General features: G+C 37.7%; 23 protein-coding genes and 1 riboswitch. Of the genes, 4 read left to right on the forward strand and 19 right to left on the reverse strand.

What is annotated here, in order from left to right:
• Positions 1 to 16 precede the first annotated feature (16 nt).
• The 11 genes from rsgA to MKY60_RS20355 form a co-directional block, all read right to left on the reverse strand.
• The gene (rsgA, locus tag MKY60_RS20305; RefSeq protein ID WP_093495579.1) at positions 17 to 1,024 is read right to left on the reverse strand and encodes a ribosome small subunit-dependent GTPase A; all 1,008 of its coding nucleotides are present in this window, start codon (positions 1,022 to 1,024) and stop codon (positions 17 to 19) included.
• Positions 1,025 to 1,773: 749 nt separating this feature from the next.
• Entirely contained in the window at positions 1,774 to 2,733 is a 960-nt protein-coding gene (locus tag MKY60_RS20310; RefSeq protein WP_090567693.1) for an ABC transporter ATP-binding protein, read from the reverse strand.
• Positions 2,734 to 2,744: 11 nt separating this feature from the next.
• Positions 2,745 to 3,668, reverse strand: coding sequence for a C40 family peptidase (locus tag MKY60_RS20315; protein ID WP_093495455.1), 924 nt, complete (start codon positions 3,666 to 3,668; stop codon positions 2,745 to 2,747).
• An 11-nt stretch (positions 3,669 to 3,679) separates the two neighbouring features.
• Positions 3,680 to 4,762 carry a mandelate racemase/muconate lactonizing enzyme family protein gene (locus tag MKY60_RS20320; protein ID WP_093495456.1) on the reverse strand — a complete coding sequence of 361 codons (1,083 nt, stop codon included), beginning with the start codon at positions 4,760 to 4,762 and terminating at the stop codon, positions 3,680 to 3,682.
• 14 nt (positions 4,763 to 4,776) lie between these two features.
• Complete coding sequence (locus MKY60_RS20325) at positions 4,777 to 5,700, reverse strand: S66 peptidase family protein (RefSeq protein WP_093495457.1); 924 nt, start codon at positions 5,698 to 5,700, stop codon at positions 4,777 to 4,779.
• A 284-nt stretch (positions 5,701 to 5,984) separates the two neighbouring features.
• Positions 5,985 to 7,637: a peptide ABC transporter substrate-binding protein gene (locus MKY60_RS20330; RefSeq protein ID WP_093495458.1), complete on the reverse strand. Its 1,653-nt coding sequence runs from the start codon at positions 7,635 to 7,637 to the stop codon at positions 5,985 to 5,987.
• 55 nt (positions 7,638 to 7,692) lie between these two features.
• Positions 7,693 to 8,817 (reverse strand): ABC transporter ATP-binding protein, encoded by a 1,125-nt coding sequence (locus MKY60_RS20335; protein ID WP_090567680.1) that lies wholly within the window; start codon positions 8,815 to 8,817, stop codon positions 7,693 to 7,695.
• 5 nt (positions 8,818 to 8,822) lie between these two features.
• Positions 8,823 to 9,770, reverse strand: a complete 948-nt coding sequence (locus MKY60_RS20340; RefSeq protein WP_093495459.1) for an ABC transporter permease — start codon at positions 9,768 to 9,770, stop codon at positions 8,823 to 8,825.
• Entirely contained in the window at positions 9,770 to 10,705 is a 936-nt protein-coding gene (locus MKY60_RS20345; protein WP_093495460.1) for an ABC transporter permease, read from the reverse strand. The genes MKY60_RS20340 and MKY60_RS20345 overlap by 1 nt, the downstream gene beginning before the upstream one ends.
• A 12-nt stretch (positions 10,706 to 10,717) precedes the next feature.
• Positions 10,718 to 11,542, reverse strand: a complete 825-nt coding sequence (locus MKY60_RS20350) for a M55 family metallopeptidase (RefSeq protein WP_093495461.1) — start codon at positions 11,540 to 11,542, stop codon at positions 10,718 to 10,720.
• 236 nt (positions 11,543 to 11,778) lie between these two features.
• Positions 11,779 to 12,132 (reverse strand): hypothetical protein, encoded by a 354-nt coding sequence (locus MKY60_RS20355; RefSeq protein WP_241598566.1) that lies wholly within the window; start codon positions 12,130 to 12,132, stop codon positions 11,779 to 11,781.
• Between the two features lie 241 nt (positions 12,133 to 12,373).
• Between MKY60_RS20355 and MKY60_RS20360 the strand changes: the two genes are divergently transcribed.
• Positions 12,374 to 13,867 (forward strand): glycine betaine uptake BCCT transporter, encoded by a 1,494-nt coding sequence (locus tag MKY60_RS20360; RefSeq protein WP_093495462.1) that lies wholly within the window; start codon positions 12,374 to 12,376, stop codon positions 13,865 to 13,867.
• 149 nt (positions 13,868 to 14,016) lie between these two features.
• Here the strand turns inward: MKY60_RS20360 and MKY60_RS20365 are convergent, their stop codons facing one another.
• The 3 genes from MKY60_RS20365 to MKY60_RS20375 all read right to left on the reverse strand — a co-directional run bounded on the left by MKY60_RS20365 (position 14,017) and on the right by MKY60_RS20375 (position 16,556).
• Complete coding sequence (locus tag MKY60_RS20365) at positions 14,017 to 15,117, reverse strand: 5-methyltetrahydropteroyltriglutamate--homocysteine S-methyltransferase (protein WP_269915784.1); 1,101 nt, start codon at positions 15,115 to 15,117, stop codon at positions 14,017 to 14,019.
• Between the two features lie 15 nt (positions 15,118 to 15,132).
• Entirely contained in the window at positions 15,133 to 15,870 is a 738-nt protein-coding gene (locus MKY60_RS20370; protein WP_241598569.1) for a cyclase family protein, read from the reverse strand.
• Positions 15,871 to 15,963: 93 nt separating this feature from the next.
• Positions 15,964 to 16,063: riboswitch (SAM riboswitch) on the reverse strand.
• Positions 16,064 to 16,130: 67 nt separating this feature from the next.
• Positions 16,131 to 16,556, reverse strand: coding sequence for a protein-tyrosine phosphatase family protein (locus MKY60_RS20375; protein ID WP_090567662.1), 426 nt, complete (start codon positions 16,554 to 16,556; stop codon positions 16,131 to 16,133).
• 172 nt (positions 16,557 to 16,728) lie between these two features.
• On the opposite strand from MKY60_RS20375, the gene corA reads away from it, so the two are divergent.
• On the forward strand, positions 16,729 to 17,691 hold the full coding sequence (gene corA, locus MKY60_RS20380; RefSeq protein WP_093495465.1) for a magnesium/cobalt transporter CorA: 963 nt from the start codon (positions 16,729 to 16,731) through the stop codon (positions 17,689 to 17,691).
• A 421-nt stretch (positions 17,692 to 18,112) separates the two neighbouring features.
• Here the strand turns inward: corA and MKY60_RS20385 are convergent, their stop codons facing one another.
• The 4 genes from MKY60_RS20385 to MKY60_RS20400 all read right to left on the reverse strand — a co-directional run bounded on the left by MKY60_RS20385 (position 18,113) and on the right by MKY60_RS20400 (position 20,933).
• Positions 18,113 to 18,919, reverse strand: coding sequence for a hypothetical protein (locus MKY60_RS20385; RefSeq protein WP_241598576.1), 807 nt, complete (start codon positions 18,917 to 18,919; stop codon positions 18,113 to 18,115).
• A gap of 124 nt (positions 18,920 to 19,043) precedes the next feature.
• On the reverse strand, positions 19,044 to 19,421 hold the full coding sequence (locus MKY60_RS20390) for a hypothetical protein (RefSeq protein ID WP_093495467.1): 378 nt from the start codon (positions 19,419 to 19,421) through the stop codon (positions 19,044 to 19,046).
• Positions 19,422 to 19,440: 19 nt separating this feature from the next.
• Positions 19,441 to 19,914, reverse strand: coding sequence for an acyl-CoA thioesterase (locus MKY60_RS20395; RefSeq protein ID WP_093495468.1), 474 nt, complete (start codon positions 19,912 to 19,914; stop codon positions 19,441 to 19,443).
• Between the two features lie 50 nt (positions 19,915 to 19,964).
• Complete coding sequence (locus MKY60_RS20400; protein WP_093495469.1) at positions 19,965 to 20,933, reverse strand: DUF4003 family protein; 969 nt, start codon at positions 20,931 to 20,933, stop codon at positions 19,965 to 19,967.
• A 91-nt stretch (positions 20,934 to 21,024) separates the two neighbouring features.
• Between MKY60_RS20400 and rluF the strand changes: the two genes are divergently transcribed.
• A complete protein-coding gene (gene rluF, locus MKY60_RS20405; RefSeq protein WP_340931002.1) occupies positions 21,025 to 21,729 on the forward strand; it encodes a 23S rRNA pseudouridine(2604) synthase RluF in 705 nt (234 codons plus the stop codon).
• Between the two features lie 22 nt (positions 21,730 to 21,751).
• A complete protein-coding gene (locus MKY60_RS20410) occupies positions 21,752 to 22,471 on the forward strand; it encodes a DUF6904 family protein (RefSeq protein WP_340931003.1) in 720 nt (239 codons plus the stop codon).
• A 56-nt stretch (positions 22,472 to 22,527) separates the two neighbouring features.
• Here MKY60_RS20410 and MKY60_RS20415 read toward each other — a convergent pair whose 3' ends face one another.
• Positions 22,528 to 24,069, reverse strand: a complete 1,542-nt coding sequence (locus MKY60_RS20415; protein WP_340931004.1) for a Mur ligase family protein — start codon at positions 24,067 to 24,069, stop codon at positions 22,528 to 22,530.
• Positions 24,070 to 24,267: the final 198 nt, after the last annotated feature.

Genomic DNA, 24,267 nt, shown 5'->3' on the forward strand with positions numbered 1-24,267 from the left:
TATCACCTATCTATAATCAGATTTTCTTTTTATAATTATTTCGTTGGGACTTCGCTATTTGCTTCCATTTATTCGTTTCAGCTTTTTTAGCTATTGCATCGTTTTTACGATCGATATGTGCAAGCTCTCTCATTAGTTTTACATAACTTTTGTATCGTTCTCGTTTGAGCGTACCATTGTAAATAGCCTCTTGAATTGCACAGCCCGGCTCTTTTACATGCTGGCAATCACGGAAGCGACACGCTAACGCTAGGTCTTCGATGTCCTGAAAGCTAGCACTAACTCCTTCACTCGTATCCCAAAGCTGAAACTCCCTCATACCAGGTGTATCAATTAATAAGCCCCCTTGTGGTAACAGCGTCAGTTCTCTATGTGTAGTCGTATGGCGCCCTTTACTATCATCTGTCCTTATATCATTTACAGCCATTACTTCTACACCTGATAATGCGTTAATCAAAGAGGATTTCCCTACTCCTGAAGATCCTAAAAGTGCGCCAGTTTTATGTGCAGCCAACAGATTCCCCAGAAGATCAATACCCTCTCCTGTAACACTACTCACTGCAAATATATCTACACCAAATGCAATAGCCTCAACTTCTTTAATATAATATTCTAGGTCTTCACAGGTATCTTTTTTCGTTAACACCACAACCGGCGTCGCCCCTGAATCCCATGCCGCCAATAGGTATCTCTCTAGTCTACGGACATTGAAGTCATGATTAAGTGACATAACCAAAAATACAAAATCAACGTTTACAGCGATTAATTGAATTTCCGTAGTCAATCCCGCCATTTTCCTAGAGAACTGCGAGCTGCGAGGAAGCACTTCATGAATGATTCCTTTTTCCTCACCAGGCATCTGATCAAGCACTACCCAGTCTCCAACTGCCGGAAATGCTTCCCTATTATGCTCAAACTTAAATTTCCCGGAAAGTGAACTTAGTAACTCTCCTTCATTGGTCATAACTCTATATAAATTTTTATGTTCCAGTAAAACGCGACCTGCGATTCCACTACCTGTCATTTTTTCTTCCCAATTATTATTCCATCCATATTGTTCGATTAAATTCAATTTTACTTCCTCCTAATTTTCCGTATAAAAAAACCATGACTGCACAAATCAGCAGTCATGGTTTCCCGGTCATTAGTAAAGAAGCATGTATCTGGTTAGAGACATACAGAGTGGGACATCATGAACTTACTGATTCGTGGATACGTATATAGATTTGCCATAATGCCTCACTCCTTTCTTTAAGTTATTTTCAGAATACTACAAGTATTAGCAATCTGTCAACATATAATTATGCAACTTGCTATTTTGAATAAAGGACTTTAATAATACTGCTGATTTTCGTTTCATGCGGACGCTTTCCGCGGGCGAGGCCGAGCCTCCTTGGGCCAGTATGATGCTAATTATAAATTGTCGACATACGCATTTTAATACTTAGCCTTCGTTCCTATAAACGCTCCCTGTGGAGTCTCGACTTTCTCGCTTATCCCGCTGGAGTCGCCGCATTCCACTGCAATCAATAAAGCGAGTAGTAATTAATCATTAATTAGAATAAAAAAATTCTATTAAACACAATGAATATGCAAGGTCATATACAGACCCTATCCACCTTAAGACAACTGAACGAGTAGAAATCAACAAAAAATCTAGCCTCTACCTGAATAGAAAAATGCAGATATAGAAGCTTTAAGTGCCCTTACACAAATGAACAAATCTTCAATAAAAATGATTTCTACTTCCAACACTTGGTGTAAAGAAGCCATTTAATTATAAAGATGACATGCCACAAAATGCCCTGCTTCCTGCTCCTTCCAAACCGGTCTTTTGTCTGTACAAATAGACATAGCGTGTGCACATCTTGTACGGAACACGCAACCAGAAGGTGGATTGATAGGACTCGGAAGCTCTCCTTGCAATAGTATACGTTCCCGTGATTCCTCTATATCAGGGTCTGGAATCGGAATCGCGGATAACAATGCCTGTGTATAGGGGTGTAGTGGCTCATCATACAATTGGTTACTTGTAGTTAGTTCTACCATATGCCCCAGGTACATGACCCCAATTCGGTCAGAGATGTACTTGACCATCGATAAATCATGTGCGATAAACAAATAAGTTAGATTTTTTTCTTTTTGTAGCCGCTGGAGCAACTTCACTACTTGTGCTTGTACCGACACATCCAACGCTGAAATTGGCTCATCCGCGATTATAAACTCTGGATCTAATGCAAGAGCACGAGCTATGCCAATTCGTTGTCGTTGCCCTCCAGAAAATTCATGAGGATAGCGATTAGCATGGTCTTTGTTTAGTCCGACATCCTCTAGTAACTCATACACTCTAGACTTTAACTCTTCTTTTTTATATAGTTTATGTATTTCCATTGGTTCTGCAATAATTTCAAACACAGTGGAACGTGGATTTAAGGATGCATAAGGATCCTGGAAGATCATTTGCATCTTTTTCAAGTATCCTGTTCTTTCTTTGCTACTCATCTCATGCACATTTTTATCTTCAAACAGAACTTTTCCCTCTGTTCTATTGTATAACCCTAAAATAGTTCGACCTGCTGTCGATTTACCACAACCCGATTCTCCAACTAAACCAAATGTTTCTCCTTTGACTATATCAAAACTTATCCCATCGACTGCTTTTAACGTCTCCCCGCTCCCAATGTCAAAATGACGCTTCAAATCTTGAACAGATAATAGAACTTTTTCCGTCATGTGATTCCCCCCTAAACGGCATATCTTCTAACTGCACAAATTTCCTTTTCTAACTTAGATTCTGCTAATACTAAAATTTCTACTGTTTTCCCAGTTGAATGAGAATGCAAAAGTTGTCCATTCCCATAATAAAAACCAACATGTCTAACGCTTCCAGTACCTTCATCATTTGCGAAGAATATTAAATCTCCCTTTTTCCAAAGAGAAGGATTGTGTATAGGAATTTCTTCTCCCATTTTTGCCTGGTCACTTGCATCCCGTGGAATTATATACCCACAAGCCTTCATCATATTATAGGAAAAACCGGAACAATCATAACCATATGGGGACATCCCACCCCAAAGGTAAGGCAAGTCTAAATACTTTTCCCCTAGAGCAACTGCCTCTTCTGCAGACTTCTTAGGAAGCTGCATCAAAGATAGTGCAAATTGAGCTTGGCCTTTCGATAATAGCGCTTTGCCATGTGGAGTATGAACCGTATAAAATACTTCCCCCTCTGATATTATCGGTAGAATAGTATTAAACGGTAAAACGAGCAAAGGGTTATGCTGTAAGTCCCATAGCTGTGCTTTTGCAGACGAAACTCTTACAATTCCTTTGTTATTCACTTGTCCAGCCGGCTTTATTTGTGACAGTGGAATCCATCCTGGATAACCGCGATTATCTTTTTTAGAGGGCTGCCAAATAGCAACAACCTTTGCCCATTCCCCTTCTATCTCCTCCAGAAACAATGGCTCTCCGTAAAGAAGCTGTGTTTGCACACGATTTTCATTACATAACGCTAATCTTTCTTTGTATGGTAGTGCCTCAAGCCATTCCACCAATAACACAGGATTTGATATTCCTGGATTATCTATCTCTCTTGCAGAATTAGGTTCAGTCCAAATTGTTCCAACCTTTACAGCGCAAACCCATTCTTTCGTTTCAACTGGCATCTTTTGGCCTCCTAATCCAAATTTACATGTGTTATTCCTAATCCTAGTTCATTAGAAAACGACATTTTACTTTTTTCATAGATAACTCCACCGACTATTAAATCATTATCCAGCATCAACGGTGCGTCAAAATCGAAATATCGAATATTCGGCTGACTAGCGGCAAAATGAGCTGCAGCTGTGATGCCTAATTTCGTTTCAATCATGCTCCCTACCATACACCCCACACCATTCGCCTCTGCAAGTGCATTTATTTTTTTTCCGTGATAAATCCCCCCAGATTTCATTAGCTTTATGTTTATCAAATCAGCAGCTCTTATTTTTAGAACTTGTTTAGCGTCCTGCACGGAAAAAACACTCTCATCGGCCATAATTGGAGTATAAGTATGATCAGTAACATACTTTAAGCCCTCTAGATCCCAAGCAGGGACTGGTTGCTCTACAAATTCGATTGATAGACCTGCATCTTCCATTAAACTAATTGCTTTTACCGCCTCTTTTGCATTCCATCCTTGGTTAGCATCGAGTCTTAACTTTGGAGTCATTCCCACACGTTTTCGAATAGCATGAATTCGTTCGATATCATCTTTTATATCACCAATACCTACCTTGACCTTTAGAACTTTAAATCCATCCTTTATATACTGTTCCGCATCATCGGCCATCTCGGCCGGGTCATTCACACTAACCGTAAAATCCGTTTCAATCGTATCCCGATATCCACCTAGAAATTGATATAAAGGAAGACCCGCATACCTAGCAAGTATGTCGTGAATAGCCATGTCTACAGCTGCTTTAGCACTCGTATTTCTTACTAAGGCTGTGTTTAGTTTCTGAAATACTTGTTCACTTTGTAAAATATTCAAACCTATTAACTGGGGTGCTATTACTTCGTTAATAGCGTAGCGGATACTATCCATTGATTCTCCAGTGATTACATGTGTTGGTGGAGCCTCTCCATAACCAACTAATCCATCACTCGTCACAATAGTCACATACACTGAGTAAGCCGTTGTCACTGTTCGTAGAGCAGTTTTGAAAGGTTTGGTGAGAGGAATTGCCACATCAAATGTCTCAATCGATTTTATATACAATCTTCTCTCCCCCTTTATTCCACTCCAGGTAATATTGTTAGAGATAAGTTATTTGCGTCCAATTCTGCTTCCATTCCAAGTGGTATAGCGAAATGAGGCTCGCAATGCCCTATTTTAAATCCTTTCACCGCAGGCTTACCTAATTTACCGATATAATGGTCAAACACTTCATCTAAAGATAAAGTAACCGGTCTTTTTTTAGGTTCCGCATCACTAAAATCTCCAATAACAAACCCAGCCGCTGCATCTAAAATACCTGCTTGGCGTAGTTGGTTAAGCATACCATCGACTTTGTATGGCTCTTCGCCCACATCTTCTATAAAGAGAAGTTTTCCTTTTGTGTTAACCTCATATTTCGTACCTATACCATTAGCTAATAGTGATAAATTACCTCCTGTAAGTTCTCCTCTCACAATACCCGGAGAAACTTGTGTCAATGGAGAGATTGATTCGGTATAAAATAGCTCCATCGGATTAAATAGTTGCTGAAACATTTTTTTGGATAGCTCCGAGAATGTATCCTTTCCCACATCCGATGCTAACATTGGTCCATGGAAGGTGACGATATCCGAATATAGATTCATCCCTGTATGTAGAAAGGTTATATCCGAGTAGCCCCAAAATATTTTTGGATTCTCATGCATCAATTGAAAATCGATTTGATCTGTGTAACGCGCAGAACCGTAGCCACCACCTGCACAAATAATTCCTGCGATATCCGGGTTAGCGAACATTTCATGTAAATCTTCTAAACGTTCCTCATCGGTACCAGCTAAATAACCATGTATATTTTCTACACTTTTACCTAGCTGATATGACAAACCGAGCTCCTCTAAAAAGGCAAAGGAACGCTTTAAATTATCTAAATTTGGCGGACTTGAAGGAGCAATAATGCCAATAGTATCCCCTTTTTGTAATCGTTTCGGACGAATCTTCATATGTAATATCTCCTTTATAATGAAAGCTTTGTAAACTAACTCACAGCAAAGTTTAACATAGCTACTACGAAAGAAAAGGGCGGCACCATAAGAGGCACCGCAGTCTTTCTTAATCGCTTGTGCAATTATTCTTTTTCTAGCGCATAGCCCCTCGAGTCGCTTCAAGATTTTAGAAAAGGCAAATAACTCCTTTACGTGAAGTTCTTCCATTACTTGACAGGGGTCAGTCGTTACGACACGATGTCGCGAACTGAGACTAACTACCAAAGCACAGCATTAGCTCTTTACTCTTTGTCAGCCCATTTTAAATCCATGTATCCAACTGGATGTCTTACGATTCCTGAAATTGTTGGTTTTTCAAGTGTCACTTGATTGTAATAGTGAACTGGGAAAATAGGCATTTCATCCATTAATAACGCGTCTGCTTGGATTAGCATTTCCCAACGTTTTACTTCGTCTGTTTCCTTTTTAATATCGGCAATTAGTTTATCAAACTCTGCATTCGACCATGTCGTACGATTCATAGAAGAATCTGTAATGAAGCTTTCTAATGCATTCACTGGATCAGCATAGTCAAATAAGAAGGAAGAACGAGACAATTGATATTTAAACTCTTTTTGCTCGGTCGCAAACACACTTGCTTCTACATTTTGTAGTGTTACATCTACTCCTAACACTTCTTTAAATTTACTTTGCAACGCTTCTGCTATTTTCTTATGGGTATCACTTGTAGAATAAGTTAAATTTACTTCTGGTAACACTGTGTAACCCTCTTCTGCCATACCTTCAGCTAAAAGCGTTTTTGCTTTTTCTGCATCAAAACCTACAAGCTTACCTGCTGTTTCTCTGAATTCTTTACCATCTGGACCTACAAATCCGTAAGGAATAAAGCCTTCCGCTGGTTTTTCACCATTCTTTGTTACAAACTCGACGATTTCTTGTTGATCAACAGCCATACCAAAAGCTTGACGGATTTTTTTATTCGTAAAAGGCTCTTGTGAAACATTAAAGCGATAGAAATATAGTCCTGCCTGGTCTTCATTTTTAAGTTCAGGGTCATTCATTAACTGATCTGCTAATTCAGATGGTACACCCGACACATCTAATTCCCCTGTTTCGTACATTTGGTATTCTGTATTGGAGTCATCTACCATTGCCCATTCTACTGTATCAAGCTTCACAGTATCTGCATCCCAATAGTTTTCATTTTTTGCAAATGTAAAGCTAACATCATGTTCCCATGCAGTTAACTTGAACGGACCGTTCCCTACGAATGTATCTGCTTCAGTAAACCACGTTGCATTCTCTGTAGCTACTTTCTCATTCACTGGGAAGAAACTAGGGTTTGTAATAATATTCAAGAATGCTTCGGTTGGAGCATTCAACTTCACTTCAAATACTTTTTCCTCTAATGCTTTAATAGCAACATCCTCAGCCGTACCTTCCCCACTATTATAAGCTTCAGCTCCATCAATGAAATATGCCAAAAATGCTGCCGGAGACGCCGTTTCCGGATTTAACATATGCAACCATCCGTAGACGAAGTCACTTGCTAATACAGGCTCACCATTAGACCATTTCGCATCATCTCGAATTGTAAATGTATATGTCAGTCCATCTTCTGTTACATCAATTTTTTCAGCTGTCGCAGGCTCCGCCACATGGTCTTTTGAAAGTCGTACAAGTCCTTCCATTAAATTATTCAGTGCATTCCAAGAAACTGCATCAAATCCTACAGATGGATCAAATGAGGTTGGCTCATTTCCATTATTTAATTTGAGTACTTTTTCTGTTTCCGTTTCTGCTGCAGTTTCCTTCTCTTCTCCTTCATTACCTGTATTAGTTTTCGGTGTTTCACCCGCATCTTTCGTGGCTGTACAAGCACTTAACACAAGGACAAATAACGCTACTACAAATAATGATAACCATTTCTTCATTCTAGTTCCCCCTTTGTAATATATATGTGAATGCACTTACGCGCGCTCATCCTATTCAAGATAACTCTTGTAATACTTTTGCACGTTCGTCTTGAAGCCAACAGTCAACCGCATGTGTATCAGATTTTGTTGTCGTAGAAGGATATACATGATCGCATACTTCCATCGCATACGGACATCTTGCCGTGAAAGGACATCCTTGCGGTGGCGAAAATAAATCTGGTGGTGTTCCTTCAATTGGCTGTAGCTCTTCTTCAACCAAATCCAGACGTGGTACTGAATTTAAAAGTCCTTTCGTATATGGATGCTCTGGTGTGTAAAATATTGCACGCTTATCACCAATTTCTACTATTTTCCCTGCATACATTACTGCTATTCGATCAGCTATTTTTGCAACGACTCCTAAATCATGAGTAATTAAAATAATCGATATATCTGTTTTTTGCTGAATCTCCTCAAAGAGTTCTAAAATTTGTGCTTGGATCGTTACATCGAGTGCTGTTGTTGGTTCATCTGCAATCAATAGCTCAGGTTCACAAATTAGCGCAATGGCAATTACGATTCGTTGACGCATTCCACCAGAAAATTGATGAGGAAATTGCTTTAAACGTTCTGTAGGATTAGGTATCCCTACTAATTCCAACATTTCTATTGCTTTTTGCTTTGCATCCTGTTTACTTACTTTTTTATGTGTCCGAAGTCCTTCAGTTAACTGCTCCCCTATCGTGAGAGTTGGGTTTAGTGCAGTCATTGGATCTTGGAAAATCATTGATATATCAACGCCTTGAATTTTCCGCAGTTGCGGCTTCGACATATTCGTCAATTCTTTCCCTTTAAAAAGAACTCGGCCATTCTTAATAATTCCAGCAGGCTTTGGTATTAACCCCATAATCGCATTAGAAGTAACGCTTTTTCCACATCCCGATTCACCCACTATTGCAAGTGTTTCCCCTTGATGTAAATCGAAACTAACCCCTCTAACCGCTTCAACCTCTCCACCATATGTTCGAAAAGAAACCTGAAGATTATTTACCTGTAGTACTTTTACATCTGACCTAACTTTCTTTGACTTCTTTCTATTCTTTTGCACCCCAGAGGTACCTACTGGAAGAGATTTATCTACTTCATCAACTCGCTCTTTTATTTGTTCCTTTGCATGATCTAATTGATGTTCATTCATCCAATCTACCTCCTCAGCTTCGGATCTAGAGCATCCTGCAGTCCATCCCCTAGCACATTAAATGCAAACATTGTTAAAGAAATAAACAATGCAGGGAAGAATAAACGCCACCAATGACCAGATAAAATAACAGGAAGCGCATCATTTGCCATTACACCCCAGCTCGCAAATGGGGCCGCTATTCCTAAGCCTAAAAAACTTAGAAATGCTTCTGCAAAAATAGCACTCGGAACTGTAAGTGTCATCTGAACTATAATAGGACCCATCGTATTCGGTAATAAGTTTTTCCGGATAATTCTAGAGCTCTTCGCACCAAACGACTTGGATGCTGTGACGAACTCATAATTTTTTATTTGTAATACCTGTCCTCGTACAATTCGAGCCATCCCTACCCATCCAGTTACTGTAAGAGCAACAATAATGGTCGTCAAACTTGCACCCATTATAACCATCAATAGTATGACTACTAACAAATGTGGTAATCCATAAAGCACTTCTACCACACGCATCATGAAGGAATCTGTGCGTCCACCTTTATATCCACTAATACCGCCGTAAATAATGCCAATAAAGAAATCAATTAGTGCAGCCATCACTCCAACAAATATGGAAATACGGGCACCGTACCAGGTTCTTGTAAATACGTCTCGTCCTGCTTCATCTGTACCAAACCAATGAGCTGCGGATGGAGGCTGATTTTGACTAGGGTAATCAGTAGCTGTAACTGAATAGGGAGAAAAAATAGGACCAAATACCGCGAAAAGCATTAGTAAAATAAGAAAGATTAATCCTCCCATCGCCAATTTATTTTTTCGTAAACGGCGCCAAGCATCCTTCCAATAGGATAATGAGGGTCTAACAACTGTTTCTGCACTGCCCTGCTTCTTCGGAAGAGGTCGAAACCATTCATCCTTAACATGCTGAGGGGACACTACTTCTTGTGAATTTGTCATTAGGCATCCCCCTCCTTACGGTGTAATTTTATGCGTGGGTCCAGTAATCCATAGACAATATCTACAATGAAAAGCATGAACACCAGAAATGCGCTATAAAACACAGTTGTCCCCATTATTACTGGATAATCTCGGTTATTAATACTCTCTACGAAATATTTGCCCATTCCTGGAATAGCAAAAATACGCTCGATTACAAAAGTTCCTGTTAGTATTCCCGCAAGCATAGTCCCCAAAATAGTCACTACTGGCATAAGTGCATTTCTTAATGCATGGCGGATAATTATCCTTACTGGTGATAATCCTTTTGCACGAGCCATTTTTATATAATCCTGTGTTAGCACTTCCAACATACTAGATCTAGTTAAACGAGCAATGATAGCTGTAGGCCCTGTTGCAAGAGCTATTACGGGCAATACCATATGTAACGGACTAGACCAGGTTGCCGCCGGAAGCAAGTCCCAAGTAACGGCAAGTTGTTGGATAAGTAATGTAGCAAGGACGAAGTTAGGAACAGATATACCAATAACTGCAAATGTCATAGCAAAATAATCTATTAGACCATTATGTCGAAGAGCAGCAATCGTTCCTAGTATTATTCCTGATAGCAAAGCTACTAAAATAGTGACCATCCCAAGTTCAAAGGAGATTGGAAATCCCCGTGCCAACAAATCATTTACAGATTCATTTGGTTTTTTAATCGAAGGACCAAAGTCAAATGTGACAATAGATTTTAAATAGCTTAAATATTGAACATGAAGTGGTTCATCCAATTTATAAAACTTTTCTAAGTTTGCTTGAATAGTAGGATTAGTCGTCCGCTCTCCTTCAAATGGAGAACCTGGTATTAAGTGCATCAATACGAAAGTCAATGTCGCGATGATTAAAATCGTTGCAATCATCATGAGAAAACGCTTAATAATATATTTCTGCATCCAAAATCCCCCTTAACAGAATTTAGCTTGTAACGCTAATTCCACCATAACAAGCATTGCTCGGTAAGCCTCTAATATATCTTTAGCTTTAAACTTCACCGTTGTAGTCCCTTCTATAATTTCACAACCTGGCATTAAAGCTGCCCACTCCGCTTGACCGTAGTTAACAAATTCGATTCGTAATATCGGGTTTTCAGGTGGTGTTAGAGGTTTTATTTGCTCTCGTTTTTCAATAGCCTCGGCTACTTTTTCTCTAAGCAAGGCATGTGATTTTAGAGGGTGTAACGTTTTTACAGCTGAACGAGAAATAGACTCTTTCATCACTGCAGTTACTACGCCGGGTAAAAGATCTTGCGCTTCCCTACAGGCACCGTCGTCTCCTGCCACCATAATAACAGGCACCCCATAATAGCCTGCTACGTAAGCATTTAATCCAAGTTCTCCAACCACTACATCATTTATGTACATATTCCGAACCCCAAAAATCATCGAGTGACTCATGACACCCGGTTGTCCAGCACGCGAATGATAACCAGCGAACACTGCTCCTAAATACGTTTCGTCTAGCGCATGCACCATTGAATAAGGCTTAAAATCTCCTGTAATTAAGGATGCATCTGGATGTAATTCTTCTACGAGAAGATTATTCATCTTAGAATGACTGTCATTGACTAATATTTCTTTTATACCTTTTGATATAGCACCTTCTACAATTGCATTAGCTTCCTGGGTCATTATACGTCTCGCCCGTTCGTAATTATGCTTATTAGACTCTACAAACGTATAGTCTGGTAAACCAGTAATCCCTTCCATATCGACTGATAAAAATAACTTCATATTACTCCCCCATATCATTCTATTTTTCTTTTTGAAAACCGAAATAATTATAAACTTTATCAAAATATACTGAAAATTACAATATATCTAAATACATAGATATTATTTTATGCGAATACTTTTAAAGAAAATGTAAGGCTTTTAGTAAGTTAAATAAAAAAAGCAAATGCACTTTTTACAAAAGGCATTTGCTCGTACTTTCTAAATAACGTAGAAGAAACTACAATATCGATGAATTATCTATTCTGACCTGGGAAGAACTGTTGCTGTCCGAATTGTTGTTGCCCAAACTGTTGTCCAAATGGCTGACCAAAAGATTGTTGTGGAAACTGTCCTTGTTGCATAGGAAATGCCTGTTGGCTTCCAGGTGCCATTACATTTTGGTTGGTCACTGTGTAAAAATGTTGAGGGACGTTTACGATATGTTCTCTATTCACATTTACAATTGGGTGGATAACAGGTTGCATTCTTGGTGAGAACGAATCACGCACTCGGTATTGCGGGGGACAAACAACTGGTTGCGCAGCTGGTTGATGCCACTGCGTTTGATGACAGGAATTACAGGAACAGGGTTGACGATGTTGATTCATGGTTAATTCACCTCCTTCTTGCACTACTATTAGTAAATGCAAGAGGACAGCAAGCAAACTAGACAAACATCTCCATTAAATTAAAAATAAAAATTGCTATTTTAGCTTTCATTACGAAATAGAAGTTTCAATATCATCTAAAATGGAAATACTTAAAAGAATCGGGACAAAGTGTATTGGTTGATTTGATACCATTTTATAGTATAGTTAACTGTTTAACTTTAATTATGTAGGGGGAAACATGAAAAAATTATCAAAGGTATTTTATATTACAATGAGTTTAATAGTTTTAGCGGTCGGTTACGGGGCTTTAGCTCCCGCAAGTTTCGAGGCTATTACCACAACTATTAAGAATTTTGTTGCTTCGTCATTTGGTTGGTACTACATGATACTTATGACGTTTATGCTAGCGTTAAGCATTTTCTTCATCTTTAGTCCATACGGAAAAATCCGACTCGGAAAAGATACAGATCGTCCACAGTTTTCAACTATTACTTGGATTGCTATGCTATTTTCTGCCGGTATGGGAATTGGGCTTGTCTTTTATGGTGCTGCTGAACCTTTATCACATTATGCCATCGATCCTGCGACAACAGAGCCAAATACTAGTGCAGCTTTTAAAGAATCACTCCGCCAAACTTTCTTCCACTGGGGATTCCATGTTTGGGCAATGTATGGAGTAGTTGCCCTGTCTCTTGCTTTCTTTCAGTTCCGCAAAGGGGAACCAGGCTTAATTTCTTCTACATTGAAGCCGATTTTCGGCAAAAAGATGGAAGGCCCTTGGGGTACACTTGTGGATGTGCTAGCTGTTTTCGCTACAGCGTTCGGTGTTGCTACTTCTCTCGGATTCGGTGCAGTTCAAATTAACGGAGGGTTAAATTACTTATTCGGCTTTAAAATTGGGATTATGTCTCAAATTATCATTATAGCGGTTGTCACTGTTCTTTTCGTAATGTCCGCTTGGTCAGGATTAAGTAAAGGGATAAAATATTTATCCAATACGAATTTGATATTGGCTCTTGCTCTACTTGGGTTTGTCATCATACTTGGACCAACATTATTAATTTTTGATATGTTAACGGATTCTTTTGGGGGTTATTTGGCAAATATCGTACAAATGAGCTTCCGAACGTCTCCATTAAATGCTGGACATCGTGAATGGCTTAATAACTGGACTATCTTCTATTGGGCATGGTGGATTTCTTGGGCACCATTTGTTAGTATGTTCATCGCTCGAGTTTCTAAAGGACGCACGATTCGCGAGTTTGTCACAGGTGTTCTTGTAGCTCCTACTATACTAGGAGCCTTTTGGTTTTCGGCTTTTGGTACGACAGCAATCGATTTTCAAAAAAGAGGAGTTTCCGACTTAGCTCAAGCCTCGACCGAATTGACGATTTTTGAAATGTTCAACCTGATGCCCCTCTCTACCGTTATTTCTGTATTTGCAGTTATATTAATTAGTTCCTTTTTCATTACTTCAGCAGATTCTGCTACTTTCGTTCTTGGTATGCAGTCGACAAATGGATCACTGACACCACCGAACAAAGTAAAGCTTGCTTGGGGATTTGCACTATCTGTAATTGCAATTATATTGTTATCCGTTAATGGGTTGGATGCATTGCAAAATACAATAATTATTGCTGCCTTACCATTTTCGTTTGTAATGCTACTAATGATTATTTCGCTTTTGAAGGCATTAAAAGCAGAAGCAAAAGCAATGAAAATAAAAAAATAACAAAAATGCCAAGGGTTTTATTCCCTTGGCATTTTTGTTAAGTTACTTTCTTACCCATTATCAAATGAGATGCGAGAAAGAAAGTTATATTTTACTCGTTTACAGTCTTCAACAAATGAGTATGGAATGTAATCGAGATGTTACACAGATTAACCCCAAACTTCTTTAGAGATATCAACAATATATTTTAGTTTTTCCCATTGTTGTTCTTCGGTAAGCTTATTACCGTGATGGGTGGAAGCAAAGCCGCATTGAGGACTAATACTTAGTTGCTCTAATGGTACATATTGAATTGCTTCTTCAATTCGAGCAAGAATGTTGTCCTTGTTTTCTAATTCACCTGTTTTAGAGGTGAAAATACCTAAAACTACTTTTGCTCCTCCGTTTGGTATATGAGCAAGGGGCTGAAAATCTCCAGAACGATTATCATCGTATTCTAAGAAGAATCCATCCACTTTTTCTTTTGCAAATAATGTCGGAGCTATCAAAGCATAGCTTCCACCAAAAGCCCAAGTAGATTGATAGTTTCCACGGCATAGATGTGTCGTGACTACTAAGTCTGCTGGTTTACTTTCTAGGATACCATTGACGACCCTTAGAGCGAGATCTATTAAGTATTCTCTTTCTCCTTCTTTATATGGAATATCTGGAGAAGAAAGACCTGCAATATAAACATCGTCAATTTGTAAATATCTAACTCCTGCCTTATAAAAGGCTTGTATAGTTTCTTGATAAGCAGCAATTACATCCTTTGCAAATTCTTCTACATCTGGATAGACTTTCTCATCTCGGATTCCAGGATGGAACAATTGGTTAGGACTTGGGATAGTTTGTTTGGCAACAGCACGACCAGCTACAATCTCATTAAAATCAATAAAGTCTTGGATAAATGGATGATCTGGGTTGAAAGAGATTTTGCCGATATTGCGAACTTCGTATTTCTCTGTTTCTATCCCTTCAAATATATACCCTTTTTCGGGTACATACCCTTCAAAACCATTTAAATGCTCTAAGAAGTCTAAATGCCACCAGTCGCGACGAAACTCTCCATCTGTCACAAGCTCTAGACCTACCTCGATTTGCTTATCAACGATTCTTTGAATTTCTTTAGTTTCAACTGCTTTTAATTGTTCTCTAGTAATCGTTCCCTCCTTGTATTCTTTTCTCGCGGTTAATAAACTTTCTGGCCTTAACAAACTTCCTACATGGTCTGCTCTAAATGGTGCTTGAATAGCTGTTTTAACTGGCAATTTATCCATCTCCTTTTATGGTAAAATAGCAAATGATCGTACTGGGAATCCAGAGGCTTTCTCTGGTTTTGGAACGATATTGAATATAATAGCTCCTTTTGCAGGGAGCTTATCTAAGTTCGTTAATAGCTCTATTTGGTAAGTATCTTGTTCAAGCACGTAATATTCTCCATGTAATGCGCCATTTTTTAGATAATCCACACTTGAATCAGTGTCAAATGTTTCATGTCCTATAGCTTTAACCTTTCTTTCTTGGAATAAGAACTTTAATGCTTCTATTCCCCATCCTGGTACGTGATTATTACCATCTGTATCTTTATTATTAAATGCTTTTTCGTCTGGCCAACGTTTACTCCAATCAGTACGAAGTGCGACAAATGAGCCTTCTTCGATTTTTCCATGTGCTTTTTCAAATGTTAAAATATCATCCACTGATAAAGTAAAGTCATTATCTTCAGCAGCTTCCTTAGACTGGTCAATGACAACTAATGGTAATACGAGTTCTTTTAATTCCAGTTCTTCTAAGTAACGAGAATCTCTAACAAAATGAATTGGTGCGTCTATATGCGTGCCATATTGCCCTGCAAATTGAAAGCTTTGTGCAAAAAATCCATCGTCATGATTAAACAATGTGTCTATTTCAGCTGCCTTAAAAGCTGAAAAATGTGGTGAGTTTGCTCCGAATATATGTGTTAAATCTACCCACTGCTTTTCTTTTAAAGTGTTGAAGGCTTTTAATAATTCCGATGACATATTTGATTTCTCCCCCTATTTTTATAGTTTAAATCAAATAAAACCCCTTCTTAGAAACAAGAAGAGGTTTACACGTCACCAGTGATTATTCTCTTCTTATCTTCAAGCTAACGCTTCTGGAATTAGCACAGTACATAATTGCCTGTTGCTGAGGTATCATAGGGCCAAGTCCCTCCACCTCTCTTGATAAGAAAGTTGTTTTATTTGATTAATGCCTAGTATACAAATAGAAATTATATAAGTCAACAATAATTTTTGATTTATTTAGAATATATTCTTTTTAATGAATCTCGTTGGTCCTCTTTTAGGTTTATCTTTGATCGAATTGCTTTGGCCATTTCTTCTGCTTCTTCTACTGTTTCTGCTAGATTTAACTCCATCAAAGTGGCAACAGCCATTGTCCCTGCTCTTCCACCACCTGAATTACAGTGAAAGTAGACATTTTTACCCTGGTTATATGCTTGAACGACTTCATGGATACCAGCTTTAATTGAATCAACCTGTTCGTTTTGTCCATCCAAAATCGGTTGATGTACCTTTAAATTTTCAGCAGGATGATCTTTAGATGCAACCCTTAGGTCGAAAATAATATCTATTTGTTCATTAGCTAATAGAGGTTCAACCCCATCTACGCCTCCTACAAATATGCGATTCGGGATTAAGGCTTCATAATTATTTTTTTCCATACTACCTCTCCTTTGTTTTAGATTCATTATAACAGGGAGACTATGAGATAATAAGAAAAGTGCAAGCGTCTATGGAAACCTAGAAAAGCGTTGGAGCTAGACAGACACTGAATAAAAGGTTATACATTTTAATTAATAAGAAAAGAGATTGTGATGAAAGTGAGGGATTCCTATGATTCGCACGATTGGTATAACGACCGATCATGATATAGTAAGTGACTTTCCATTAGAGGATATAAAACAAAAAAAGTTTGAATGGTACTGGATTGATATTGGTGAGCCCTCCAAGGAAGAGGAGCTTATACTTAGTTCTTTTTTTCATTTTCACCCACTCGCTATTGAAGACTGCCTACAAAGACTGCAGCGACCTAAGGTAGATTATTATGATGGATACAACTTCTTTGTTTTACATACGCTTAACGAGGAGACATTAGAGGCAGAAGAGTTAGATATATTTGTAGGTCAGGATTATGTAGTGTCATTTCATTTCCATCCAATGCATGAAATGGAGCAGGCACGAGAGCGTATTAGACAAAATCCACAAGGCTGGGATAGAGGTGCTATCCATGCAACTTATCATATAGTCGATAAAGTGGTGGATGCCTATTTTCCGATTGTCTACAAAATTGAAGACTATTTAAATGCTGTAGAAGATAAGCTCACTTATGATATGCGCCATTTTTCTATGGATTTGGTGTTCGATCTTCGAGGAGATTTGCTACGTTTAAGACGTACAGTTATTCCTATGAGAGATTTACTCTATCGAATTTTAAATTCAGAACGAATGAATTTACAACAAACTGAGCACACCTATTTTGCAGATATTTACGATCATTTAATACGACTGACAGAGATGATTGAATCGAACCGTGAACTTACCGCCGATATCCGGGATAGTCATATGTCGATAAATTCTAGTCGGATGAACCGTATTATGATGATACTAACGATTGTATCAACCGTTTTCATCCCCTTAACGTTTATCGTGGGAGTATATGGAATGAACTTCAAGAACATGCCCGAGCTTGAGTGGAAATATAGTTATTTTGTAGTGTTGGGCGCTATAGCTCTCATTGCTATTTCAATGCTTGGTTGGTTCAAGTACAAAGGGTGGTTTAACTTGTTTAAAGACTAACATAAGCAAAACTGACAAAAGACGCTCGGTCCTTTAAGATCAAAATCTATTTCTATTGTTTTCGAAGAGCTTTGGACAGACGTTTTGCTAGATCTTCTTTTTTTCATGAATAATTTAATTCTGTTTATCTTTACTTGCTCTTGCCTATTGTTTACTTGCTTCCATCTCTGGCTTACTTGCAGTCAAGAATAGTTTACTTGCTCTAAGTCAATATTTACTTGTGGTCTATTGTCTATTACTTGCGAAACGGATAATTTTTCCAAAACTCTTTATTCATTCAAAACTTAAATGTGCAGAAATGTAATAGTTGTGTAATAAATGCTTCTTCATATTCATCGTGCTTTCATAGAGACTTGCTTTAATTTGTATTAAAACTCACTTAATTGATGGTAGAGGAAATCATAGCGGTATTATTCATTTTTTATTGATTGGCTGTCCAATAATAAAACAATGCTGTAAATGTAAGTTTTTCTTCATGTGTCAAATTATGCGCTAGGGACACATGAATATTCATCGCCTGTACTTCAAAGGCAGGATGTGTAGCATATGGAAATATTCCAAACCGATACTTAGCTAATCTATGGCCGTCTAAGTCATTCACATCAATATCTCCATACATACTTTTAGCTTCCATTTGAAGCAACTTTTCGTTATTTGCATCAAATACAATAGCTCTATTTTTTATGGACATTGATGGCAAAACAATAGTAGTTACATGCAGATTATTATGGTTACACACCTTTATTTCTAAAAATTTCAGCCTATTTTTAATGGTGAATTTAGAAACTAACTTCTCGTCCATTGTTTTTAATTGATAAGTAATTGGAAAGAACATACCCGTTTTAAAAATATTTAATGTCGATAGTTTCCTTCGAAAAGGCTGTTCTTCAGTAGGGTTGATTTTATATAAGCGTTCACCTGTACTGGATACTAAATAAGTTTGAGGGATTAGTGAAACATCTCGTTGAAAATTAAGTTCTTGAATCGGAAAATCAGCTGAGTAATAATCGCTGTCTATTTTCTTCTCATCCGGCAACTTTTCTGATGCATGTTGAAAGAAAAAAGATGAGCTATACAAAACAAATAACGCAAAACCAATGGCAAAATGATTTTCAAAGTCTTTCCACATAACGTCTTTTAAAACGATCAGTAAAACTATGTATATTCCTATTAAAAGTATCGATCCAAACTTTGTATATTTGGCTGTTTTTTCGTAAATATGCTTCAAAGTATTCACCTCTAATTATCATACGATGAAATAGAGGATATAGTTTCAAATAATATAGAAAACACAATTACAATATGATCAAAAAAAACCGTAAAGACTATAAACCTAAAGTCTTTACGGGGGTTCATTGTTTCTCTAACGCTCTTCCAAATAGCTTACCGATAAAATACCACAGAATATATATACCTACTACAATACATACAAAGTACAGGACACTTTCCGTTTTTTCCGGTAGACCTATAGGTTCTAAGAAAATTTGAATTGTAACTAACACATAAATGATAGCAGCAATACCTGCTAGTAATACGATACCGATAATAGATAGCTGGGAATAGGTTAGTTGTTTAATATGGTGACGATGTTTCGTTAATTCCAAAAGAACGACGAGTATTATTGCTGTGAAAGTGATAGTAACTTCTTGTAGATAAATCGAATTGATTAAATATAAGACGAGCAGCGTAATCATCAGATATTTGTATAGTTCATCAATTTGTTTTAGCACTTAGCCACTTCCTACTCTTTTAGTATTTCATTTCTAAGCGTTGTTTTCGATGAGCACGTCTAGCAGGTCCTGTTTCATAAAGACGTTTTTCAGCTTCAGTTTCTGGATGTATGCCTGGTACTGGTATAGGCTTCCCATTATCATCAACTGCGACCATCGTTACATAAGATTCTGTTGTTAGTTTCTCTTCCCCAGTAATTAGGTTTGTTGATGTTACTCGAACATAAACCTCCATCGAAGAACGCCCCGCATTAGAAACAACTGCTTCTAACTCTAGTACATCTCCCACCTTTGCAGATGAAAGAAAGTCTACAGAATCAATAGAAGCTGTAACTACAGCACCTTGTGCATGTTTCATAGAAGATATGGCTGCAATCTCATCGATAAATGCCAACACTCTTCCACCAAAAATTGTTTCGTGATGATTTGTATCCGGGGGTAATATTAAATGTGTTTGAATAGTTCTTGATTGACTCATTGGATTGGTGTTCATTATTCTAACTCCTCTTATATAGATAATCTATGTTTAGTATAGCATGTTCATTAATCTGAGCCAGAATTTGATGCTGTTGCAGCGCTAGTAGCTGCAATAGTAGAAATCATAATAGCTTGTTGCGCCTGTAATATAAGCTCTAGCGAAGTTGCCATGGAAATCGCGGCAGTTGCATAAGCCTCCTTTGAGGATCTTAAGGACAATCCAAAAGCAATAGGGAGCGCTGAGTCTTTATACCATGAAAATAATTTCATACTTGCAATGGATTCATAGTTTGCTACAATCTGGTTCAATTGTTCCTCCCCTAATTTTAAAGCTGCCATAAATCCTATAATCGGATATTGTGCCTGAGAAGTTTTTATTTTGACGCTTTTTAATCCGTCTCGGATAATTACTGCTCTGCCCACCATATTTTCTTCATACTCTGGGTTGGAATACGTAAGGACCTGGGACATCCACTGTAGTTCATTTCCGGAATAGAATTTATGTTGCTTTAACTCTTTGTAATAGCGGTTCATCGTTTCAGCTCGAACAGCCGTATCACCTTCCATTTTGCCCAAGAACATTGCATATGGATAATCATCTGTAGATGTTAGAAAGCGATGATGTGCCTTCATATCATCCATTAATTTTTGTGCCATTTTCATTTCAAATGGCCATTGATCTTTTTGCTCCGACATCATGAGTGCTGCCAAATACGTATAGCTATTCACTTTAAAACCAAACTGTTTTAAGGCATCTGCTTTTTCCATTAACAGATTTACTGCCTGTTCTGGTTCTGCCCCTGAAACATCTAATGTGGCAACGAATAAAGGATTTAGGTGGGAGCGTAAAGCAGAGAAGATTCCTGCTCTCTTTTTCAAATGACTCGCTACCTCTCGATATCTATTTTCATCAAAATCCTTCTCTAAAGTTACATAGTACCCTGCAAGTGACAAGGTTATTCGTTTATCTACGGCCCAACCTAATGTTTTTTTCAATTCATTAAATGTTTGTTCTAACTTTTTTTCAACGCTCATTTATATCACTCCTTTCCTAATTTACGCTATTACTCTAATTTAGTTTCAACTTTTGTTATAATTAATACAATAAGAAAAGTAGGTGTCTATAATGCGTATTAATAAGTTTCTAAGTGAAGCAGGGATCATTTCTAGACGAGGTGCGGACAAGTGGATCACTGATGGAAGAGTCATGATTAACGGGAAAACGGCAGAACTCGGCAGTAAAGTAGAAGCTGGAGATGATGTACGAGTAGATGGTGAGCAAATTGTTGTTGAACAACCACTTGTGTACCTAGTATTAAATAAGCCTGTAGGAATAACTAGTACAACAGAAAGTCATATAAAAGGAAATATTATAGATTACGTAAACCATCCACTTCGTATCTTCCACATCGGTCGTTTAGACAAAGATTCTGATGGTTTAATATTACTAACAAATGATGGAGATATAGTAAATGAAATACTTCGTGCAGAAAACCGTCATGAGAAAGAGTATGTTGTGACAGTCAATGAGAAAATTACTGATACATTTATAGAGAATATGGCTACAGGAGTAAATATACTAGGTACCAAAACACTGCCTTGTAAAGTTAAAAAAATTGGACCAAAAACATTCAATATAATCTTAACCCAAGGTTTAAATCGTCAGATCCGAAGAATGTGTTCCGCTTTAGGTTTTACAGTGAAAAGACTACAACGAATTCGAATTATGAACATTTCGATTGAAAGTCTTCCTATTGGCGAATGGAGAGAACTTACACCTACTGAAAAAGCGCAACTATTTAAGACGCTTAACTATTCGCCAAAACGGTAATAGTACATCAGGAGGTGAAAATATGTTAGCTCTTAAAAATACCGAGAACTTAACTGGAGCACTTATAAGCGGTGATTATTGGGATTTAGATGAACTTTGTACTGCACTACATCGTTTAACAGGGAAAGAATCACGTTACCTCGATTGGCAAGGTGCTCGCATGCGTCTGCTAAGTATTATGCACGATCTAAGAAATGCTTACCAGGGAAACAGTAATGTAGAAAGTGTTGGCAATGGGTTGAAGAAAGATACGATGAAAAATCATGATTTTATCGCATCACAGAACAATATTTATTTTTCAACAGAGATACTATGGCCAGAGCTTATATTTACTTTAGTTGCAATCAACGATTTTATCAATCTTCACAAAAAATACGAACAGGCTACGGATTTAGAAATTCATATAGTGAATGCTCGTAAGTTTCAAGCACTTATTGCAGAGGGTCTGAAAGAGAATATGTCAGAAGAATCGTATACCTTTATTATGCAACAGGTGCTAAGCTCTAATGCAAATGCAGAAGAGTATGCCATTCAATACATCGACTTACTTAATATTTCCTATATCGATATGTCTAGGGACCGACGTATTCAGTCTTTTGAATCGATTGTACACAATATTGTCGTCCAATCGAAAGACTATAGTAGTTTTAAAAATAAAATTTTAACAGAGACAAACAAAACTAAAAGTACAATACATGACTTCCGTATGAACGTAGAATATCCAGAGTATATTGAATGGTAGACTTATAGTTGTATAACAGAAAAGCAGTCCCAAAAATGGGACTGCTTTTCTTTACTTTATGAGTTTCCAGCAACTCGCTTTTCAAGCGGTTGGAATAGTTTCTTTTTATCAACATTTGGACGAATGACTTCTAGTTGCTCTAGTGCAAGTTTTGCACCGTAATCCATTCCTTGGCAACCAGCTAATAACAGTAAGTCTCCATCTGCAACGTCGTATAGACTATGGTTAATCGCTTCCGGTAACTCCTCGTAAAGTTGAACTTCGATACCTGCTTCCTCCATAACTTCCTGGAATACTGCAAGCTCATTTTCCGAAACGATATCCTTTTGCGTCACATGGGAGCGACTTAATGTAGTAATTACTTCATGGATACCAAGTTTTGGTGCCCATTTAGCAATGGTCTCTGCATTTTCTCTGTTCACCGTTACCCCACGATCACCGCGAATAGCATAGACAAGCTTGATACGTTTAAAGTCCATCTTTTCTAATGTACCTAACGTAATATCTATATTCCCACTGTTAGCAAAGTGGTCATCAATAATTTTAAAATCATCTTCAAAAATAATTTCAAAACGACGTTCTACTCCTACAAACTCCGCCAAACTCTTTTGGATAGTTGCAACTGGCACCTCACATAATAGCCCAATCACAATACTGACCATTGAATTATATACCGAGTGGAAACCAGGAGTAGAAAGTTCAACTGTAAAACTTTGCCGTGGTATAACCATATCCTGTGTCACTAAATCCTGTCGAATTTCTACTGTAAACTTTGCTCTACCAGTTGATAGGTCTAAGTTTGTACAAATGACATCTGCAGATTGCTCTTCGACTCCAATGGTGATAACCTTCGCTTTTGTTCTATTCACAAGTGAAGCTGAATACGAATCATCTAAGTTCAAAATAGCAACTTTATCAGCACCAGCATTTCGAATAAGACTAGACTTATGATTAAAATAATTTTCAAAAGACGAGTGCAGATCAATATGCTCACGGCTAATATTATTTAGTGTAACAATATCAAAATCCACACAGCCTACGCGATTTAGTTCTAAAGCGGATGAGGAAACTTCCATTGTTGCATGACTTACATTTTCATCCACCATTTGTGCATAAAAACGTTGTAAATCTAGAGATTCTGGAGTTGTTAATTCAGAAGGCTCTGCATAATCTCCTATTTTCACTACTACTGTTCCCATAAGCCCCGTTTTCAAGCCATGGTTTTCTAAAATTGCATTTGTCATAAATGAAGTTGACGTCTTTCCGTTAGTCGCTGTAATCCCAATCGTTTTCAACTTACGAGTAGGGTGATTATAGAAAGCATCAGCAAGTGTAGCAAGGGCCACTCGTCCATTCTCAACTTTATATTGAGGTACTTCAATACTATCAATAAACTCTTCTACTACTAAAGCAACTGCACCATTGCCAACAGCTTGTCCTGCAAATTGATGTCCATCTACTTTAAAGCCTTTTATACATACAAATACCTGCCCTTTTTCCACTTTGCGCGAATTATAGGCAAGTCCCGTTATTTCAATAGGTCCAGCATTTTTAGTTTCTAAAACAGGTATATGCTTCATTAAATTTGTAATTTCCATCAAACAGCCACCTTTTATAGTAAATCTTCTCCATCAGTTTACCTCAATTACGATAAGAATTAAACTCATATAATATAGAGTCAATTTTTAAATACTTGTATTAGTCAAAAACACGAATATTTACGCTATATAACATTTTTTTTACTTTTTAAAAGTCAATCCTGTTGATTGGAGCGGAGTGCGGCGACTCTAGAGGGA

Source organism: Psychrobacillus sp. FSL K6-1415 (assembly GCF_038003185.1).
Classification (GTDB): domain Bacteria; phylum Bacillota; class Bacilli; order Bacillales_A; family Planococcaceae; genus Psychrobacillus; species Psychrobacillus psychrodurans.

Coding starts and splice junctions, on each gene's coding strand:
- MKY60_RS20410 (WP_340931003.1), top strand. CDS start 21,752: ATGTTAGCTCTTAAAAATACCGAGAACTTAACTGGAGCACTTATAAGC.
- MKY60_RS20355 (WP_241598566.1), bottom strand. CDS start 12,132: ATGAATCAACATCGTCAACCCTGTTCCTGTAATTCCTGTCATCAAACG.
- MKY60_RS20340 (WP_093495459.1), bottom strand. CDS start 9,770: ATGACAAATTCACAAGAAGTAGTGTCCCCTCAGCATGTTAAGGATGAA.
- MKY60_RS20345 (WP_093495460.1), bottom strand. CDS start 10,705: ATGCAGAAATATATTATTAAGCGTTTTCTCATGATGATTGCAACGATT.
- MKY60_RS20310 (WP_090567693.1), bottom strand. CDS start 2,733: ATGACGGAAAAAGTTCTATTATCTGTTCAAGATTTGAAGCGTCATTTT.
- rluF (WP_340931002.1), top strand. CDS start 21,025: ATGCGTATTAATAAGTTTCTAAGTGAAGCAGGGATCATTTCTAGACGA.
- MKY60_RS20415 (WP_340931004.1), bottom strand. CDS start 24,069: ATGGAAATTACAAATTTAATGAAGCATATACCTGTTTTAGAAACTAAA.
- MKY60_RS20395 (WP_093495468.1), bottom strand. CDS start 19,914: ATGAACACCAATCCAATGAGTCAATCAAGAACTATTCAAACACATTTA.
- corA (WP_093495465.1), top strand. CDS start 16,729: ATGATTCGCACGATTGGTATAACGACCGATCATGATATAGTAAGTGAC.
- rsgA (WP_093495579.1), bottom strand. CDS start 1,024: ATGACAGGTAGTGGAATCGCAGGTCGCGTTTTACTGGAACATAAAAAT.
- MKY60_RS20330 (WP_093495458.1), bottom strand. CDS start 7,637: ATGAAGAAATGGTTATCATTATTTGTAGTAGCGTTATTTGTCCTTGTG.
- MKY60_RS20350 (WP_093495461.1), bottom strand. CDS start 11,542: ATGAAGTTATTTTTATCAGTCGATATGGAAGGGATTACTGGTTTACCA.
- MKY60_RS20360 (WP_093495462.1), top strand. CDS start 12,374: ATGAAAAAATTATCAAAGGTATTTTATATTACAATGAGTTTAATAGTT.
- MKY60_RS20370 (WP_241598569.1), bottom strand. CDS start 15,870: ATGTCATCGGAATTATTAAAAGCCTTCAACACTTTAAAAGAAAAGCAG.
- MKY60_RS20315 (WP_093495455.1), bottom strand. CDS start 3,668: ATGCCAGTTGAAACGAAAGAATGGGTTTGCGCTGTAAAGGTTGGAACA.
- MKY60_RS20325 (WP_093495457.1), bottom strand. CDS start 5,700: ATGAAGATTCGTCCGAAACGATTACAAAAAGGGGATACTATTGGCATT.
- MKY60_RS20400 (WP_093495469.1), bottom strand. CDS start 20,933: ATGAGCGTTGAAAAAAAGTTAGAACAAACATTTAATGAATTGAAAAAA.
- MKY60_RS20375 (WP_090567662.1), bottom strand. CDS start 16,556: ATGGAAAAAAATAATTATGAAGCCTTAATCCCGAATCGCATATTTGTA.
- MKY60_RS20335 (WP_090567680.1), bottom strand. CDS start 8,817: ATGAATGAACATCAATTAGATCATGCAAAGGAACAAATAAAAGAGCGA.